The sequence below is a fragment of the Niallia sp. FSL R7-0648 genome (assembly GCF_038007005.1).
Lineage (GTDB): Bacteria > Bacillota > Bacilli > Bacillales > Cytobacillaceae > Niallia > Niallia circulans.
The window spans coordinates 787,763-802,424 of sequence record NZ_JBBOWE010000001.1; the positions used below are offsets into that span (position 1 = coordinate 787,763).

Here is a 14,662-nt window from a genome sequence, read left to right on the forward strand (position 1 = left end):
TTAAATAGAAGAAAATGATTAAATCGCCTATTACAACAGTGCTTTCTTTTTTTGCGTTTTTGTAGTAAAATTAGTACTAGGTACTAATAACTTGTAATAGTATATAGGAGGAATAAGAATGACTTTTTCGTTAAAAGGCAAAACCTATGTAGTTATGGGTGTTGCGAATAAAAGAAGTATTGCATGGGGAATTGCGACTTCCTTGCATAAAGCAGGTGCTCGTTTAATTTTTACTTATGCAGGGGAAAGATTAGAAAAAAGCGTTCGTGACCTTGTTGCAACTTTAGATTCAACAGATAGTATTGTTTTACCATGCGATGTTACTAATGACCAAGAGATTGCTACTTGTTTTGAAACAATAAAAAAAGAAGTAGGAACTATTCATGGCATTGCTCATTGTATTGCTTTTGCTCATAAAGAAGAGCTGCAAGGTGACTATATGAATACAACAAGAGACGGATTCTTGCTTGCCCATAATATTAGCTCTTATTCTTTAACTGCTGTAGCAAAAGAAGCTAAAGGGTTAATGACAGAAGGGGGAAGCATTGTTACACTTACTTATTTAGGCGGAGAGCGCGCTATTAGAAATTATAATGTAATGGGTGTTGCTAAAGCTTCATTAGATGCTAGTGTTCGTTACTTAGCTGCTGACCTAGGAAAAGAAGGGATTCGAGTTAACTCTATTTCTGCAGGTCCAATTCGTACATTATCAGCAAAAGGAATCAGTGATTTCAATTCCATTCTTAAAGAAATTGAAGAACGTTCTCCACTTAGAAGAACAACTACTCCAGAAGAAGTAGGCGATACAGCATTATTCTTATTCAGTGATTTAGCAAGAGGGATAACAGGAGAAAACATTCATGTTGACTCAGGTTTCCATATTGTTGGTTAATTTCATACAAGACAGCCGATCAGTTGATTGACTGTCTTTTTTTTGTTCTTTTTCTTTGCGCCAATTCTACTCTTTGTACTACCTTTCTTTTTTTGTTATTTCAAGTTACATATTAGGCGAATCATGCATACATTAGGATGAATCCTATAAATTTTGTGTTATCTGTTTTAGGAGGTGATAAAGATGTATAGTGAGAATAGTAAACCTTATCTTTCTCAGTCAGGCACAAAAACGATGAAGGGCAATATGCAAGTAAGCTATTCAGCAAATATTTCTAAACAGAAACAATACAAAGAGCTGATGGAAAAAAAGCAGAAGGAAGAGGCGCTCCAAGAAGTAAAAGCGAAAAAAGATTCTGTGAAAGAAGGAGTCGAAAAACAAGGCACTACAAATGTGCAAGAACAAATTCAAACCTATCAGGAACAGCAAGTGGAAAAAGTACCAAGAAAACCCGCCTTTAAACGATTAAAAAGCTTTAAAGAAATGGGAATTGTCGAGAAATTAGAGTACTTACTTCATTTTCCAAAACAGTTACCTCCAGTCCCATGTTTGGTTGTAACTGCTAAGGAGAAAGTTCGTGGATTTGTTGTTGATTTAAATGCAGATAAAGTCGATATAAAATTAATGGATCAGACAATCGTTACTTTAAATATAGCATCGATTGAAGAGATTAAAATGATTGGTATTTAAACATTCTTTCCCGGTTAATAGACGGTTATTTCAAATTGGATATTATGGTGTCATCAATATAATAGCGGCATTATTCACTATATTACTCGCTAGGATATATTTGTCACTATTTATCCATTTGGAATAATCTTTTTTTATTTATCGAAGTTATAAAAGCTGAATATTGTACAAGCATAAAAAATGCTTAAGAATTAGGGAGGATTTAAGGAGTAATAAACTTCACGATACAATATTCAACAAATTTGTGAACATATAGAATCAAACTCGTCTGATAACATGCCTGCTTCTTCCTATGCATAAAATATAAAGCGGAGAGAAAGGAGTAACCATAAAAACGGAGGCGTCTTAAAGACGACCTCCGAGTGTATAGCATTTACAAAGTTAGTAATTCATTAGTCACAAACATTTAAGTCAACGTCAGCGATACATTGAACAGCACAGAAGCAGTTTAAGTCAACAGTTATACAGCTTGAAGTGCGTTGGAATCCTTCTAATTCACAAATTTTGCTTAAGTCGATTCCTTTGTGTCCAACGATATCTAGAGTTTCCCCATCTTTACCAATAGGAGCAAGAACTCTCAATACTGCACAGCAGTTATCAAAAATATCTTCAACTCTGAAAAAGATGGAAACACAGTTGCAGTCATGACCTGTAAAGAATGCATGGAATGGAGAGCCATCTGCACTACTTAATACGAATACACGTGTATCTGCTTTTTTACGTTTTGTTGGAGATACAAGAGATCCTAAAGGCTCTGAGAAACAGTTAGTTTCACATTCGCAATTGTCTTCAGCGCTATCCTGGATATCTTTAATGGCACGAACCACTTCGCAAACGCAGCTGGATGTACCGTGAATATCTTCTTTTTTTCCACAACCCATAATTGTTTTCCTCCTTGTTTGTTTCTTTCTTTATGTTTCTTACATTACTAACATATTGCCGAAGAGCCTTATGGGTTACGGACAAACGCCTTTTTTCTTGAAATTTGGGCATATGACCATTCGTTTAGAATATTTTGGACAATCGGAGAGGAGAATGGAGATGGAAATCCATTGGATGGAGTTTTTTTTACTCATTTTGGCAAGCTTTCGTGTAACAAGATTGATTGTGTTTGATCAGATTACTGAATTTTTCCGGAAAATATTCTTAGAAGAAATAGAGGAACAAAATAAAGACGGGCAAACAGAAGTTTATATTATCCCTAAGTCAGGGAAAATTCGCGGCTTTATTGGTGAATTAATTAGTTGTTATTGGTGTACCGGAGTATGGGTTGCAATCTTTCTTACCATTTTATATTATTTCTTTCCAGTTATTTGTGAACCATTTGTTCTTGTCTTTGCGATAGCTGGAGGAGCGTCTTTGTTAGAATCTATTTTACAACGAGTGTTTGTTGAATAGTTACTAACTGCTAGGCTAGTTGTTTACACATACATTTTTTCCTGACATACAATGTGATAAGAACATTAAAAATTAATGTTTTTATACATGTATAAATCATCATTATTGGAGGGATTGGAGTTGCTGGGAAAAAAAGTACCTAAAGTGACTGAGCCAGTAAAGGCGCAACCGACTAAAGCAAAGAGAAAAAAATCTGGATGTAACTGTGGAAAAAAATTAGCAAAATAACAAAAAATACCCGACTTTGTGCGGGTATTTTTTATGACTTAAACCCAGTTTGTAAAAATTGGATATTTTTTGTTGTAGAAACATCTAATAATTATTGCCTAAATCGAAAAAAATAAAGATACATTAATTCATCTTTACATAGGAAGGGAAGAATATGACAAATAGAAGGCATGCATCTTATCTATTGATTTTTAGCATATGTGTATTCTTAGCTGGTTGTGCGAAGGAAACACCGAATAGCCGATGGTCAATGCTTAAAAGGATTAATCCAGCGCCAATTGCTCTTTATACAGAGACTGATGGAAACCAAGAAAAATTAGTAGAAGGAATAAAAGAAGAAACGAATACCATTTCGTCCATTTATGATGTTGCAGTAATCAAGGGGAAGAAAGATACATTAGTTGCATATAAGGTAAAGCAAATGGCCAGGTTTAAAATGAAAAGTATTGAAAAGGAATTAACGAAGAAGCTTGAAGCAAAATATCCAGATGAAAGATTCACTGTCTCTAGTGATTTTAAGATATTCTTAGAGACCATCCGCTTATGGGATAATATCCAGAAGCCGGACTATAGTAAAGAAAAAGCAGATAAACGTTTGAAAGAGATTATTCAATTGAATAATGAATTAACGTAAGGAGGGAAAAAGGTGGCGGATAGTAAGAAAAAAAACAAGACACCACAGCAGCAGCAATATGAAAAATTCGAGCAAAAATTTGAAACGAAACGACCTGTTCTTAAGAACTGCATTAAAGCATTTTTTGTAGGTGGATTTATTTGTATGATTGGTCAATTTATTTCTTACTTCTATATATATTTCTTTCATTTTACGGAACAAACATCGGGAAATCCAACTTCTGCTACCATTATATTTCTTTCGATGTTATTGACTGGATTTGGAGTTTATGACCGGTTAGGCCAGTTTGCTGGTGCTGGGAGCGCAGTTCCAGTATCAGGATTTGGTAATAGCATTATTTCTGCCGCAATTGAACATCGCACAGAGGGATTTGTGCTAGGAGTCGGAGGAAATATTTTTAAGCTAGCTGGTTCGGTTATATTGTTCGGTGTTTTTTCGGCATTTGTAGTTGCTCTTATAAAAACACTATTTATTATGATGACGGGGGGATTCTAATGCTTCAGGGAAAACAGTCCTGGGTATTTCAAAATCATCCAGTAATAAAATCTACCGGAGTATCAGGCGGTCCTTTTGAAGCAAATGGAAGATTAGCTGCTGATTTTGACGTATTACATGATGATTTATGGATGGGAAAAACCTCGTATGAACAGGCTCATCGCATTTTATTGGAAGAAGCAGCACAAACAGCCATGAAAAAAGGAGAACTCAAGCGAGAAGATATCCAGTTCTTTTTAGCAGGTGATTTAATCAACCAAATTACACCTTCCAGTTTTGCTGCAAGAGATTTGCAAATCCCTTATTTCGGATTATTTGGTGCTTGCTCCACGTCTATGGAGGGTTTAGCACTTGCTTCCTTTATGGTGAATTATCAAGGAGCTAATAATGTATTAACAGGTGCTTCTAGTCATAACGCAGCAGTCGAAAAACAGTTTCGTTATCCAACAGAATATGGTGGCCAAAAACCGCCGACTGCTCAATGGACCGTAACAGGTGCCGGTGTTGCTTTAATTACGAAGAATCAGTCAGATGAGCGACTTCCCTACACAACCTCTGCAACAATAGGGAAAGTCGTAGATATGGGATTAGCAGATCCTTTTAATATGGGTGGGGCAATGGCTCCAGCAGCTGCTGATACTATCCTTGCTCACTTCCAAGATTTACAATTAGATCCTTCTTATTATGATTTAATTGTAACAGGCGATTTAGGAAAAATCGGCAGAGAAACGGTAATAGCCCTTTTAAAGGAAAAAGGGTTAACAATTGATGAAAAAATAATGAAAGATTGTGGCTTGTTAATATATACAAATGACCAGCCTGTACAATCTGGAGGCAGCGGTGCAGGTTGTTCCGCAACAGTAATGTACGGGCATTTATTAAATGAAATGAAGAAAGGTATGTATAAAAGAATCCTCTGTGTCGCCACTGGTGCGCTTCTCTCACCGCTTACCGTTCAACAAGGGGAAACAATACCTTGTATCGCTCATGCTGTATCAATCGAAATTTAATTCAGTGCTTTTTCTTTATAGAATGCTTATTTATAAAAGAAAGAAGGAGGAATCTATATGCTCCCAATGTTTTTTTGGGCCTTTGTGATTGGTGGCATAATTTGTGTCATTGGTCAGCTTATGTTTGATGTTGCAAAGCTCACGCCTGCACATACATTAACAACATTAGTTGTGGCTGGTGCAGTTTTAGATGGATTTGGACTATACGAGCCGTTTGCTGACTTTGCAGGAGCAGGTGCGACAATACCAATTTCAAGCTTTGGGAATGCCTTAGTACATGGGGCGATGCAAGAAGCTGAAAAGCATGGCATTATCGGTGTATTAACAGGTATGTTTGAAGTGACAAGCTCTGGAATATCAGCAGCAATCGTATTTGGCTTTATAGGAGCACTACTGTTTAAACCTAAAGGATAATGCAGTATATCTTATAAAAGAAAAGCAGACACGGAAAAGTGTTGCTTAAACGGAGAAATAAATGATTAACTCTGTGACAATCGTACATTCTATTCGTTAATAGTAGCTTGCCTACACATAAACTTCAATTCCCCATATTCTGTTAAGGAGTACAAGGAGAAGCGAGGTGATGCAGGAATGTGTTATGGCGGATATGGCTATGGCGGCGGCTATGGCGGAGGAGGATATGGAATTTCTTCTTTTGCATTAATCGTTGTTTTATTTATCCTTTTAATTATCGTAGGAGCTAGCTTCTACAGCTAATTCATTTAGTCATTGGGAAAAGGAGTTCTCTTGCAAAGAGAGCTCCTTTCTTGTTTTATTTAAGCGCTTTGTTCATTTTTTGTTTTCTTTTTCTTGAGTTTTCACCTTTTATTCTTTCCTTCATAGAATATAAAGTAGCTCATCGAAGGAGGAAACACAGGTATGAACAATAATTTCTTTAAAAACATTGAGTCTAAAACTGGCGTTAATATGAAGGATATTTTAGAACTAGCGAATTCCTTACAAAATGCTAATTTTAAAGATGAAAAAACAGTAAGAAGTGTCATTCGCAGAGTATCACAAATTGCTGGAAAATCTGTTCCTAAGCAAACAGAAGATAAGATTGTTGAATCAATTATTAAAGATGGCAAACAGCTTGATTTTAATACATTATCTAAAATGATTAACAAGAAGTAAAAATGAAAAAGGGTAGCTACTCGAATTGACGATATAGTTACCCTATTTTTTTCCTGTTAAATGATTCTTGTAAGAATGTATCTCAGTAAGGCTTGAATTACTGATTCTTTTATAATAGTCGATTCTTTTCAGCTGCATTAATAGCAACCATAGTCAAGGGTGATAATAAACGCGAAGCCTTTGCTTTTTTCCCTCTTAAATACATAGGAATCGATAAATATAGTTCTTGTTGGGCCCTTGTCATCGCAACATAGAGAAGGCGACGTTCTTCTTCTATCGGCATGAAGTTATTATTGCGGAACGATTCTAATGCAAAGTCATGGGGAATGGAACCATCAACCGTACCAACAATGTAGACTGTTTTATATTCTAAACCTTTGGCGCGATGAATCGTGCTTAATGTGATTACATTATCTTCGTTTCGATATTGCTTTCGTAATTCTTCATTCATGGCAGTCATATGGTCTGTATATTGAACAAATTCTTTAATCGATTGGAACTTACGTGCAACAACCTTTAAATCGCGAATATCATCAGAGCCTTTATCCCATTGATTTCCTTCGTTTCCCCGTTTTTTTATAAATTCCTGAAAGCCTAATTCCTTTTCAATATAATTAATAGCATCTAGAGGAGAATAACGAATTAATCGTTTTACTATTTCTGGAATCTTTTTCAATCTGCTTTCTTGAAAAGCGAATCCTGTTTTAATAAAAACTAGGCAATCTAAAAAGCTGCAATCTTCTAATATACTTATTGCTTTAATATCTTGTAATACCGTTTTTTTTAAGAATAGGGTTGGGAGAATATCAGCAACTGCTTGCTGGTCATCTGGATCATGAATGAGCTTTAAATAAGCCATCATACTTTTCACAATAAACCTTTGATAGAAAGAACCTGACTCTTGTTCTAAACGAAATGGCAGACTGGAAGAAGCTAATCGCTCAAACATGGCACGGCTATTTGTATTAGTTCGAAAGAGAATCGCAAAATCCTTCGGTTCATAGCCTGTCTTTATTTTCTCCTGAATATCGGTCAAAATCATCGTAGCTTCTTCTTCCTCATCATAAGGATAAAAGGCAATGGGAGTTTGGCCAGAATAGCCAGTTATCATTTTTTTTGCTCGTCTCTTCGTATTTTTACTGATTGTAGATTTAGCGATGGATACAATTTCTTGGGAAGAGCGGTAATTATAATCAAGAATAATCGTTTTAGCATTTGGATAATCTTTTTCAAAATCTAAAAGGTATTTTGGATCACTACCACGAAAAGAATAGATAGATTGATCATCATCTCCTACTGCATAGATAGAATGAGCTGACCTTGCCATTAGCTTCATCCATTCGTACTGAACTTTATTGATGTCTTGAAATTCATCTAATAAGAAATGAGTAAAACGCTTTTGATAGGTTTCTAAAATAGCTGGATTTTCAAGAAAGAAATGATAGCCGCCCAGAAGCATATCATCAAAGTCATATAAATTTCGCTGTATTTTTTTTGTTTCATATCCACTATATAGCTGGGCAACTTTCTTTTCCCAGTCATTAAGAGGCTCTATTTCATGGGGAAGAAGCATACTATTTTTCCATGCACCGATTAATTGAAGAGCTGCATCGAAAGGGAAGTCTTTTTCATCTATTTGCCTTTCACGGGCAATTTCCTTTAACAAAAGCTCTCGCTGCCAATTACTGCTTAATAATTTATTTCGCTGCCATTTCTCCGGTTCATGAAAAATTAAAATTTGGTAGAGAATGCTATGAAAAGTCCCAGAAACAATTTTTTGCACAATCCCTTTATTCATCATTGGATAGTGCAAGAGTCTTTCCTTCATTTCATTTGCGGCTTTATTTGTGAAGGTAACGAGCATGATGGTTGACGGATCTACCTTTTTCTCCTGTATGAGATAAGCTGCTCTCATTGTTAACACTCGGGTTTTCCCACTTCCGGCCCCTGCAAGAACTAGAATGGGGCCATCATCTATTGCGACAGCCTCACTTTGTGTAATATCAAGAGAATAGCCGTTTTGTTTCAGTGTATTTAAATAAGATTCTTTTGGAAAAGTAACTGGTTGACTAGCAGCGACATCAGATGTATGGGTAATCGCCTTTATAGACATAGGCGGTTTAAAAGGAGTAATTTCTGTATGGTCTTTGGAAATATTTCTACTCTTAGGAATCCGGAACCCATTTCTTTCTTCATAATCGGTTTCAGTCATAGCAGCTTGTTCCTGTGCAACAGCAGATGCTTCTGTCATACAGGGCTGTTTAGCTGAATAGTGATAAAAATAGGGAGTACTTTTTAACCCTAAATAAAGTTTTACTGCTTCTCCACATACAGAGCATGCGAGAAATCCATTTTTGCCAGCTTCATAAATTTTCTGTAATTCTTGTCTGTCAATGGTATTTAAGGAAATAAGTCTATCATAATAAAAAGCTGTTAACATAGGAAACCTCGAATCTATTAATAAATCTGTAGCTGTACATAAGTTTGAAATAATATCTATCATATCAAAAACAGATGATTGTTTAAAGAGTAGAAAAGGGGTTTGCTTTTTGGAAAAGAAGGGAAAAGGATAAAATAATAAACTAGAAGGGACAGATTCTGATGGGATATATTCTGCCAATTTCTCATTATCAAGCCGAGCAGTACGCGGTCAGAGACATTGTAAGCAAAACACGGAATTATAAGAAAGAAGAGATTTATCCAGCGGCTAAAATCGTTAATTTTTCTAACAATCTAGAGTTAAAGTATCCTTCTCAGACGTCTTACCAGAAGAAACAAAGGCATGAAGAACAAGTAGCCAATGAGAAGTTAATTGCAGAACTAACTGGAAAAGGCACTTATTTTCATGCACAAATCTAAATTGCTTTAATTCATTTGGTAGCTTTGCACATATAAAGGCGATCCTTCCTGCCATTCGGCATAGAGGATATCTTTTGGAGATTGAACATTTTGTTTTTTCAATTCTTGCATTAATTGCTCTTCATTCCAACCGATTCGAGGTAAATTTTCTTTGATGATTTCGCCATCAAGAATAACACTTATTGGAAGAGCTGTGATTTCCAACGATAAATTCATATCTTGCTTTGTGGGATTCCTGTATGCTGATTTCTTGAGTACACTTATCGTCCCATCTGTTTCTAAAATCGCATAAGCACATTCTGCTATTGAAAAAACATCTTTTGCACGAAGTAAATGTTGTAATTGGTTAATATCCAAATGATTTTTCTGTAATTCCTTAAAATCAATCTTGCCTTTATTGATAACAATGGATGGTTTTCCTTCTAAAAGTTGTCTGGTTTTCCGAAACTTTTGGGTGATGAATTCTGTTATGTAAATTAATCCTCCCCAAACAAGAATAGAGTACATTATTTCTTTTATTCCTGTCTCTGTATCATACATAGCATTTCCGACAAGCTCTCCTAGTACTAAAACAGAAACAAAGTCAAAGGTAGTAATTTGCGTGATTTGTGTTTTTCCTAATACTTTTGTTAAAAGCAGCAATAAAATATAGCCGATAATTAGTTCGCTAAATATATGTGTGAATTCCAATTCAACTCACCCTTTCCTCCATCTATTGTAGGCAGATGGAGGAAAATTAAACCTCAAACCTCTGTTTTCGATAATTGCGGAAACAAAAAAGGCAGCTCTATGGCGGATAATCACAAGCTTTAAAGGTAAGCTGTGCTTTCAACCATTGGGCAGCCTTAAAATTTTATAAATGCTTAATCATCGTTTTATGTGGAATACCAGCATCTAGGAATTCATCCGAGATGACTTCATATCCTAGTTTGCTATAAAAGGGAATTGCCTGTGTTTGGGCATTCAGTTTTAAGGCAGGAGCCCCATTATTTAAGGCATATTCCTCGATTTTATTCATAACGGCTTTTCCAGCTCCACCTTTTCGATTAGTGGAGAGGATGCAGATTCTTTCTACCTTTCCGTATTCATCAAATGTCCGGTAACGTCCAGCACCAATAGGTTTTTTGTCGTCATCATAGAGGACAAAATGAACGCTTTCCTCTTCATATGCATCTATTTCTTCTTCTATTGGTACATTCTGCTCCTGTACAAAAACAGTTTGACGAACATAAAAGGCATCTTTTAACTCTTTATCTGTTTTAACGATAACTACTTCCACTTTCCACTATTCCTTTCCTAAACGGAATGTTTCATAGACTGTCCAAGAGCCATTTTCCAATTCATATAGCAAATGGAAACGATCCGCTGTTTCTTCAAAATGATAGTTTTGCATGCGTAAATTACTGTATAAGTCTAAATGTTCATCACTCGATAAATCCTGCCCAAGTGTAATATGCGGCACAAATGGATGCTCTGGACTAACACCCAATGTACTGATTAGTTCTTGGTGAAGATGTTCTAAGTCTGTACTTGGTTCAATCTTTAAATAAACAACATTGCTTACGGGTTTAAAAGAACTGACCTTTGTCACTTTAATGGGAATAGAATGATAATGACTTGCAATCGTTGCTAGTTTTTTACTTACTTCTTCAATTTCCTCATTATTAGCTTCAAAATCACCAATTAACGTGATATGTGGGGGAATTAAAGCGTATTTCGGGTCATATCTTTTTCGAAGTGAATTAGCTAAATCCTGCAAATCCTTACCAGGGAAAATAGCAATACCGTATTTCATTCGACGAACCTCCATTTCAAAATAAAAGAGTGTACAAAGATATAGAAGATAGACTATCTATTATTACGATTTCAATGTTCTATATGTAAGATATTATAACAAAATTAGTCATTTAAGTTCAAAGATTTCAGAAAAAATCCTAATGGTTAACGAGATACTCCGTTAGGTAATAAAAACAGTCAATCGAATGCCCTTTTTTAAGAAGGAAACATTTTCAGGAGCATTTTTGCAATATAAGGCTGCCAATATTTCCATGTATGATCCCCATTAAATTCTTCATATGAATAATCAGCATTTGTTGTTTGCAAAACATGAGATAATTCTCGGTTAGGAGTCAGAAAATCCTCTGTTGTGTTGATGGTTGTTTTTACAGCTGTTTCCCCTATACCGATAATATGATCTATTTCTAGTAAATGAAAAGAATCGAATTTACGAACAGCATCAAAGACGCCATCATTTACTAAGGGGGATTGCAACATAATTTTTCCAAAAGTATGCGGATATTTTAAAGCGGTCATGAATGATACAGTTGCACCTAATGAATCGCCAATGAGTCCACGTCCCATTCCCATTTGGAAGGTGGGAAACTGTTTATCTAAATAGGGAACAAGTTCATGTGCTAAGAAACGAATATATGCTTTATTCTGTGCGCCATCGGGATGATATTTCCTGCGACGATCATGAACAGAGGAATAGGGGATTCCAACAATAATGGTATCCGCAATTTGATGATTGCCATGTAATTCATCAGCTACTCTGCCGATTCGGCCAAATTGAAAATAATCTTTCCCATCTTGTGCAATAAGTAAATGATATTTATAAAGAGGAGAAAATGCTGGTGGGAGATAGATTAATAAAGTCACTTCTTCTCCTAATTCTTTACTAAAGATAGTTTCCTCTTTAATTGTCCCTTTTGTTGTCATAGTTATCCTTCCTTTATTACGGATGATTTTACAATTAGTTTATCAATAAAAGCACTTTGTGAATAGTATAAAGCTAGAGCGATAGGAATTTTTCTATGTTTGTATTTCTATATATTGTGTATTTTTTGTGAAATAAACACAATATATAGTGAAATGATGATTCGTTCTATTATAATGGATAAGGATTCCTTTAGAATGGAGTGAATTAAATGAGTAATGAAGTTCAACTATTAAATCAATTTGTAGAAATAATTAACAGCAACAATCAAGACTTTATCCAAGAAAATGCAAATGTAGATGGAATGTCGCCGATGAGTCATATGATGCAATTTGCTGCGACAGCTTCTAAATATTATACAATGGAACATTTATTATCGGAAAAGGTAAAACAATCACATGAAGAAGGATATATTCATATTCATGATCTAGACTTTTATTCTTCTGGTACTACAACATGCTGTCAAATCCCGTTGGCCAAAATCTTAAAAAACGGTTTTAATACTGGTCATGGATATATGAGAGAACCAAAATCAATTATGAGTGCAATGGCTCTTACTTCAATTATTTTGCAAGCTAATCAAAATCAGCAGCATGGCGGACAATCCATCCCTATGTTAGACTATGATCTTGCGCCATATATACAGAAAACATATAGAAAAAATAAAGAACGATTAAAGGAGGTAATTCAAAAAAAGGAGGAACTAGAGAAAAAGGCCTGGGAATGGACAGAAAGAGAAACCTATCAAGCTTGTGAGGCATTTATACATAATTGCAACAGCATGCACTCCCGCGGCGGTGGACAGACGCCATTTGTTTCTGTAAATTTAGGAACAGATCAATCAGTAGAAGGAAGAATGGTGACAAAGAATTTATTATTGGCAACCCAAGCAGGACTTGGGGCAGGAGAAACGCCCATTTTTCCAATTATCGTATTTAAAGTAAAAGACGGAATTAATTATCAAAAGAATGACCCCAATTATGATTTATTCCGATTAGCGATGGAGACGACAAGTAAACGATTATTTCCCAATTTTGTTTTTATAGATGCCCCATTTAATTTAGCTTATTATAATGGCACTCCTCAATCAGAAGTCGCCACAATGGGGTGTCGCACTAGAGTGATGGGAAATATCCATGGAAGTGAACAAACAATAGGAAGAGGGAATTTATCTTTCACAAGTGTTAATCTTCCTTTATTGGCTTTAGAGTCAACGACGGTAGAATCATTTTTCTGCAAACTGGATGAAACGATCGACTTGGTTATTGATCAACTCCTTGAAAGATTTTATTATCAAGGAAAGAAAAAAGTAGCGAATTTCAAGTTTTTATATGGACAAGGTGTTTGGCAAGGCGGAGAAGAACTGAATGTGGATGATCCACTAGAAGAACTTCTGAAGCAAGGTACATTATCGATTGGGTTTGTTGGTTTAGCGGAATGCCTAGTATCCTTGCTTGGTGTCCATCATGGAGAAAGTGAAAAGGCGTATGAAATTGGTTTACGTATTGTTCAGTTTATGCGCCAAAAGGCAGACAAAGCCTTGGAAAAATATCAGCTAAACTTCTCTCTTCTTGCAACTCCAGCAGAATCCTTCGCTGGAAAAGCATTAAGAGCTGCTCGAAAGAAATTTGGGATTATTAAAGGGGTGACAGATAGAGAATACTTTACGAATAGTTTTCATATTCCCGTTTATTTTCCCATTTCTATTCATGAAAAAATTCAGCGCGAAGCACCGTTTCATGCGTTAACAAATGCTGGTCATATTACGTATGTAGAATTGGACGGCGATGCCAGTAAGAATGTAGACGCTATAGAAATAATCGTACGGACGATGAAAGAGGCAGGGATTGGCTACGGAAGCATTAATCATCCAGTGGATCGATGCATGACTTGTGGACATAAAGGAATAATCGATAATGAATGCCCAAATTGTGGGGAGGAAAATGAGAACCAGATTGAAAGGATTCGGAGAATAACTGGTTATCTTGTTGGATCACTTAATCGGTGGAATAATGCAAAACGGGCAGAAGAACGGGAAAGGGTCAAACATCGATGAGAGTGTTATCGATTGTGGAAGACAGTATAGTAGATGGTCCAGGTTTGCGAACTACTATCTTTTTTGCAGGGTGTACGCATTATTGTAGAGGATGCCATAATCCAGAAAGTTGGAAAATAAATGGCGGAACAGAAATGTCGATTGACGAAATAATGAGGAAAGTAAAGCAAAATCCCTTAAACGATATTACCTTTAGTGGCGGCGAGCCCATGCTACAAATAACAGAGCTTAAGCAATTAGCTAAGGAATGTAAACAATTAAATAAAAATATTTGGTGTTATACTGGATTTCTTTGGGAAGAATTGAGAGCAGCCCAATCTGATGAATTTACCCAACTAAGTATGTATGTAGATGTTTTAGTAGATGGTCGGTTTGTGCTAGAACAAAAAGATTTAAGTTTATTATTTAAAGGAAGCTGCAATCAACGGATTATTGACTGTCAAAAAAGTCTAAAAGAGGATAGGGTTTGTTTAATTAATGAATGATAAGAGAGAGGAAGAGGCCGTGAGATAATTATTTTCACTAAATATAAAACCGAACAATTATACGT

At 35.7% G+C, this 14,662-nt stretch carries 17 protein-coding genes and 1 pseudogene; 12 read left to right on the forward strand and 6 right to left on the reverse strand.

Translation table 11 applies throughout. The annotated features are described in order from the left end of the window. The first annotated feature begins 118 nt into the window (after positions 1-118). The gene (gene fabI / locus NSQ89_RS03810) at positions 119-892 is read left to right on the forward strand and encodes an enoyl-ACP reductase FabI (RefSeq protein ID WP_047942430.1); all 774 of its coding nucleotides are present in this window, start codon (positions 119-121) and stop codon (positions 890-892) included. Between the two features lie 183 nt (positions 893-1,075). Continuing rightward, complete coding sequence (locus NSQ89_RS03815) at positions 1,076-1,582, forward strand: CotO family spore coat protein (protein WP_047942429.1); 507 nt, start codon at positions 1,076-1,078, stop codon at positions 1,580-1,582. A gap of 392 nt (positions 1,583-1,974) precedes the next feature. Here the strand turns inward: NSQ89_RS03815 and NSQ89_RS03820 are convergent, their stop codons facing one another. Continuing rightward, the gene (locus NSQ89_RS03820; protein WP_047942428.1) at positions 1,975-2,463 is read right to left on the reverse strand and encodes a CotY/CotZ family spore coat protein; all 489 of its coding nucleotides are present in this window, start codon (positions 2,461-2,463) and stop codon (positions 1,975-1,977) included. A gap of 154 nt (positions 2,464-2,617) precedes the next feature. Between NSQ89_RS03820 and NSQ89_RS03825 the strand changes: the two genes are divergently transcribed. The 7 genes and pseudogenes from NSQ89_RS03825 to NSQ89_RS03855 all read left to right on the forward strand — a co-directional run bounded on the left by NSQ89_RS03825 (position 2,618) and on the right by NSQ89_RS03855 (position 6,481). Beyond that, complete coding sequence (locus NSQ89_RS03825; protein WP_328589344.1) at positions 2,618-2,980, forward strand: DUF1360 domain-containing protein; 363 nt, start codon at positions 2,618-2,620, stop codon at positions 2,978-2,980. Positions 2,981-3,362: 382 nt separating this feature from the next. Further along, entirely contained in the window at positions 3,363-3,842 is a 480-nt protein-coding gene (locus NSQ89_RS03830) for a hypothetical protein (protein ID WP_047942426.1), read from the forward strand. 12 nt (positions 3,843-3,854) lie between these two features. Continuing rightward, positions 3,855-4,337 (forward strand): stage V sporulation protein AC, encoded by a 483-nt coding sequence (gene spoVAC, locus NSQ89_RS03835; RefSeq protein ID WP_047942425.1) that lies wholly within the window; start codon positions 3,855-3,857, stop codon positions 4,335-4,337. Further along, a complete protein-coding gene (gene spoVAD / locus NSQ89_RS03840; RefSeq protein ID WP_061797430.1) occupies positions 4,337-5,347 on the forward strand; it encodes a stage V sporulation protein AD in 1,011 nt (336 codons plus the stop codon). Before spoVAC ends, spoVAD begins: the two co-directional genes overlap by 1 nt. 57 nt (positions 5,348-5,404) lie before the next feature. Next, the gene (spoVAE, locus tag NSQ89_RS03845) at positions 5,405-5,761 is read left to right on the forward strand and encodes a stage V sporulation protein AE (protein ID WP_095258848.1); all 357 of its coding nucleotides are present in this window, start codon (positions 5,405-5,407) and stop codon (positions 5,759-5,761) included. A gap of 219 nt (positions 5,762-5,980) precedes the next feature. Then, positions 5,981-6,064 (forward strand): annotated as a pseudogene (locus tag NSQ89_RS03850) (YjcZ family sporulation protein); the annotation flags it as partial. A gap of 162 nt (positions 6,065-6,226) precedes the next feature. After that, positions 6,227-6,481: a stage VI sporulation protein F gene (locus tag NSQ89_RS03855; RefSeq protein ID WP_047942421.1), complete on the forward strand. Its 255-nt coding sequence runs from the start codon at positions 6,227-6,229 to the stop codon at positions 6,479-6,481. A gap of 109 nt (positions 6,482-6,590) precedes the next feature. Here the strand turns inward: NSQ89_RS03855 and NSQ89_RS03860 are convergent, their stop codons facing one another. Then, a complete protein-coding gene (locus NSQ89_RS03860) occupies positions 6,591-8,921 on the reverse strand; it encodes an ATP-dependent helicase (RefSeq protein ID WP_341132263.1) in 2,331 nt (776 codons plus the stop codon). Between the two features lie 161 nt (positions 8,922-9,082). On the opposite strand from NSQ89_RS03860, the gene NSQ89_RS03865 reads away from it, so the two are divergent. Beyond that, a complete protein-coding gene (locus NSQ89_RS03865; protein WP_047942419.1) occupies positions 9,083-9,340 on the forward strand; it encodes a hypothetical protein in 258 nt (85 codons plus the stop codon). A 6-nt stretch (positions 9,341-9,346) separates the two neighbouring features. On the opposite strand, the gene NSQ89_RS03870 is transcribed toward NSQ89_RS03865, so the two are convergent. The 4 genes from NSQ89_RS03870 to NSQ89_RS03885 form a co-directional block, all read right to left on the reverse strand. Beyond that, positions 9,347-10,030, reverse strand: coding sequence for a YetF domain-containing protein (locus tag NSQ89_RS03870; protein ID WP_047942418.1), 684 nt, complete (start codon positions 10,028-10,030; stop codon positions 9,347-9,349). 163 nt (positions 10,031-10,193) lie between these two features. Then, entirely contained in the window at positions 10,194-10,619 is a 426-nt protein-coding gene (locus NSQ89_RS03875) for a GNAT family N-acetyltransferase (RefSeq protein WP_095258849.1), read from the reverse strand. Positions 10,620-10,625: 6 nt separating this feature from the next. Further along, positions 10,626-11,135, reverse strand: coding sequence for a YjcG family protein (locus tag NSQ89_RS03880; RefSeq protein WP_047942416.1), 510 nt, complete (start codon positions 11,133-11,135; stop codon positions 10,626-10,628). A 197-nt stretch (positions 11,136-11,332) separates the two neighbouring features. Beyond that, positions 11,333-12,058: an alpha/beta hydrolase gene (locus NSQ89_RS03885; RefSeq protein WP_341132264.1), complete on the reverse strand. Its 726-nt coding sequence runs from the start codon at positions 12,056-12,058 to the stop codon at positions 11,333-11,335. A gap of 209 nt (positions 12,059-12,267) precedes the next feature. Here NSQ89_RS03885 and NSQ89_RS03890 point away from each other — a divergent pair, with 209 nt between their 5' ends. Together NSQ89_RS03890 and nrdG are read left to right on the forward strand one after the other, a co-directional pair. Continuing rightward, positions 12,268-14,112, forward strand: coding sequence for an anaerobic ribonucleoside triphosphate reductase (locus NSQ89_RS03890; RefSeq protein ID WP_095321666.1), 1,845 nt, complete (start codon positions 12,268-12,270; stop codon positions 14,110-14,112). Continuing rightward, entirely contained in the window at positions 14,109-14,597 is a 489-nt protein-coding gene (gene nrdG, locus NSQ89_RS03895) for an anaerobic ribonucleoside-triphosphate reductase activating protein (RefSeq protein ID WP_047942412.1), read from the forward strand. Before NSQ89_RS03890 ends, nrdG begins: the two co-directional genes overlap by 4 nt. Positions 14,598-14,662 lie beyond the last annotated feature (65 nt).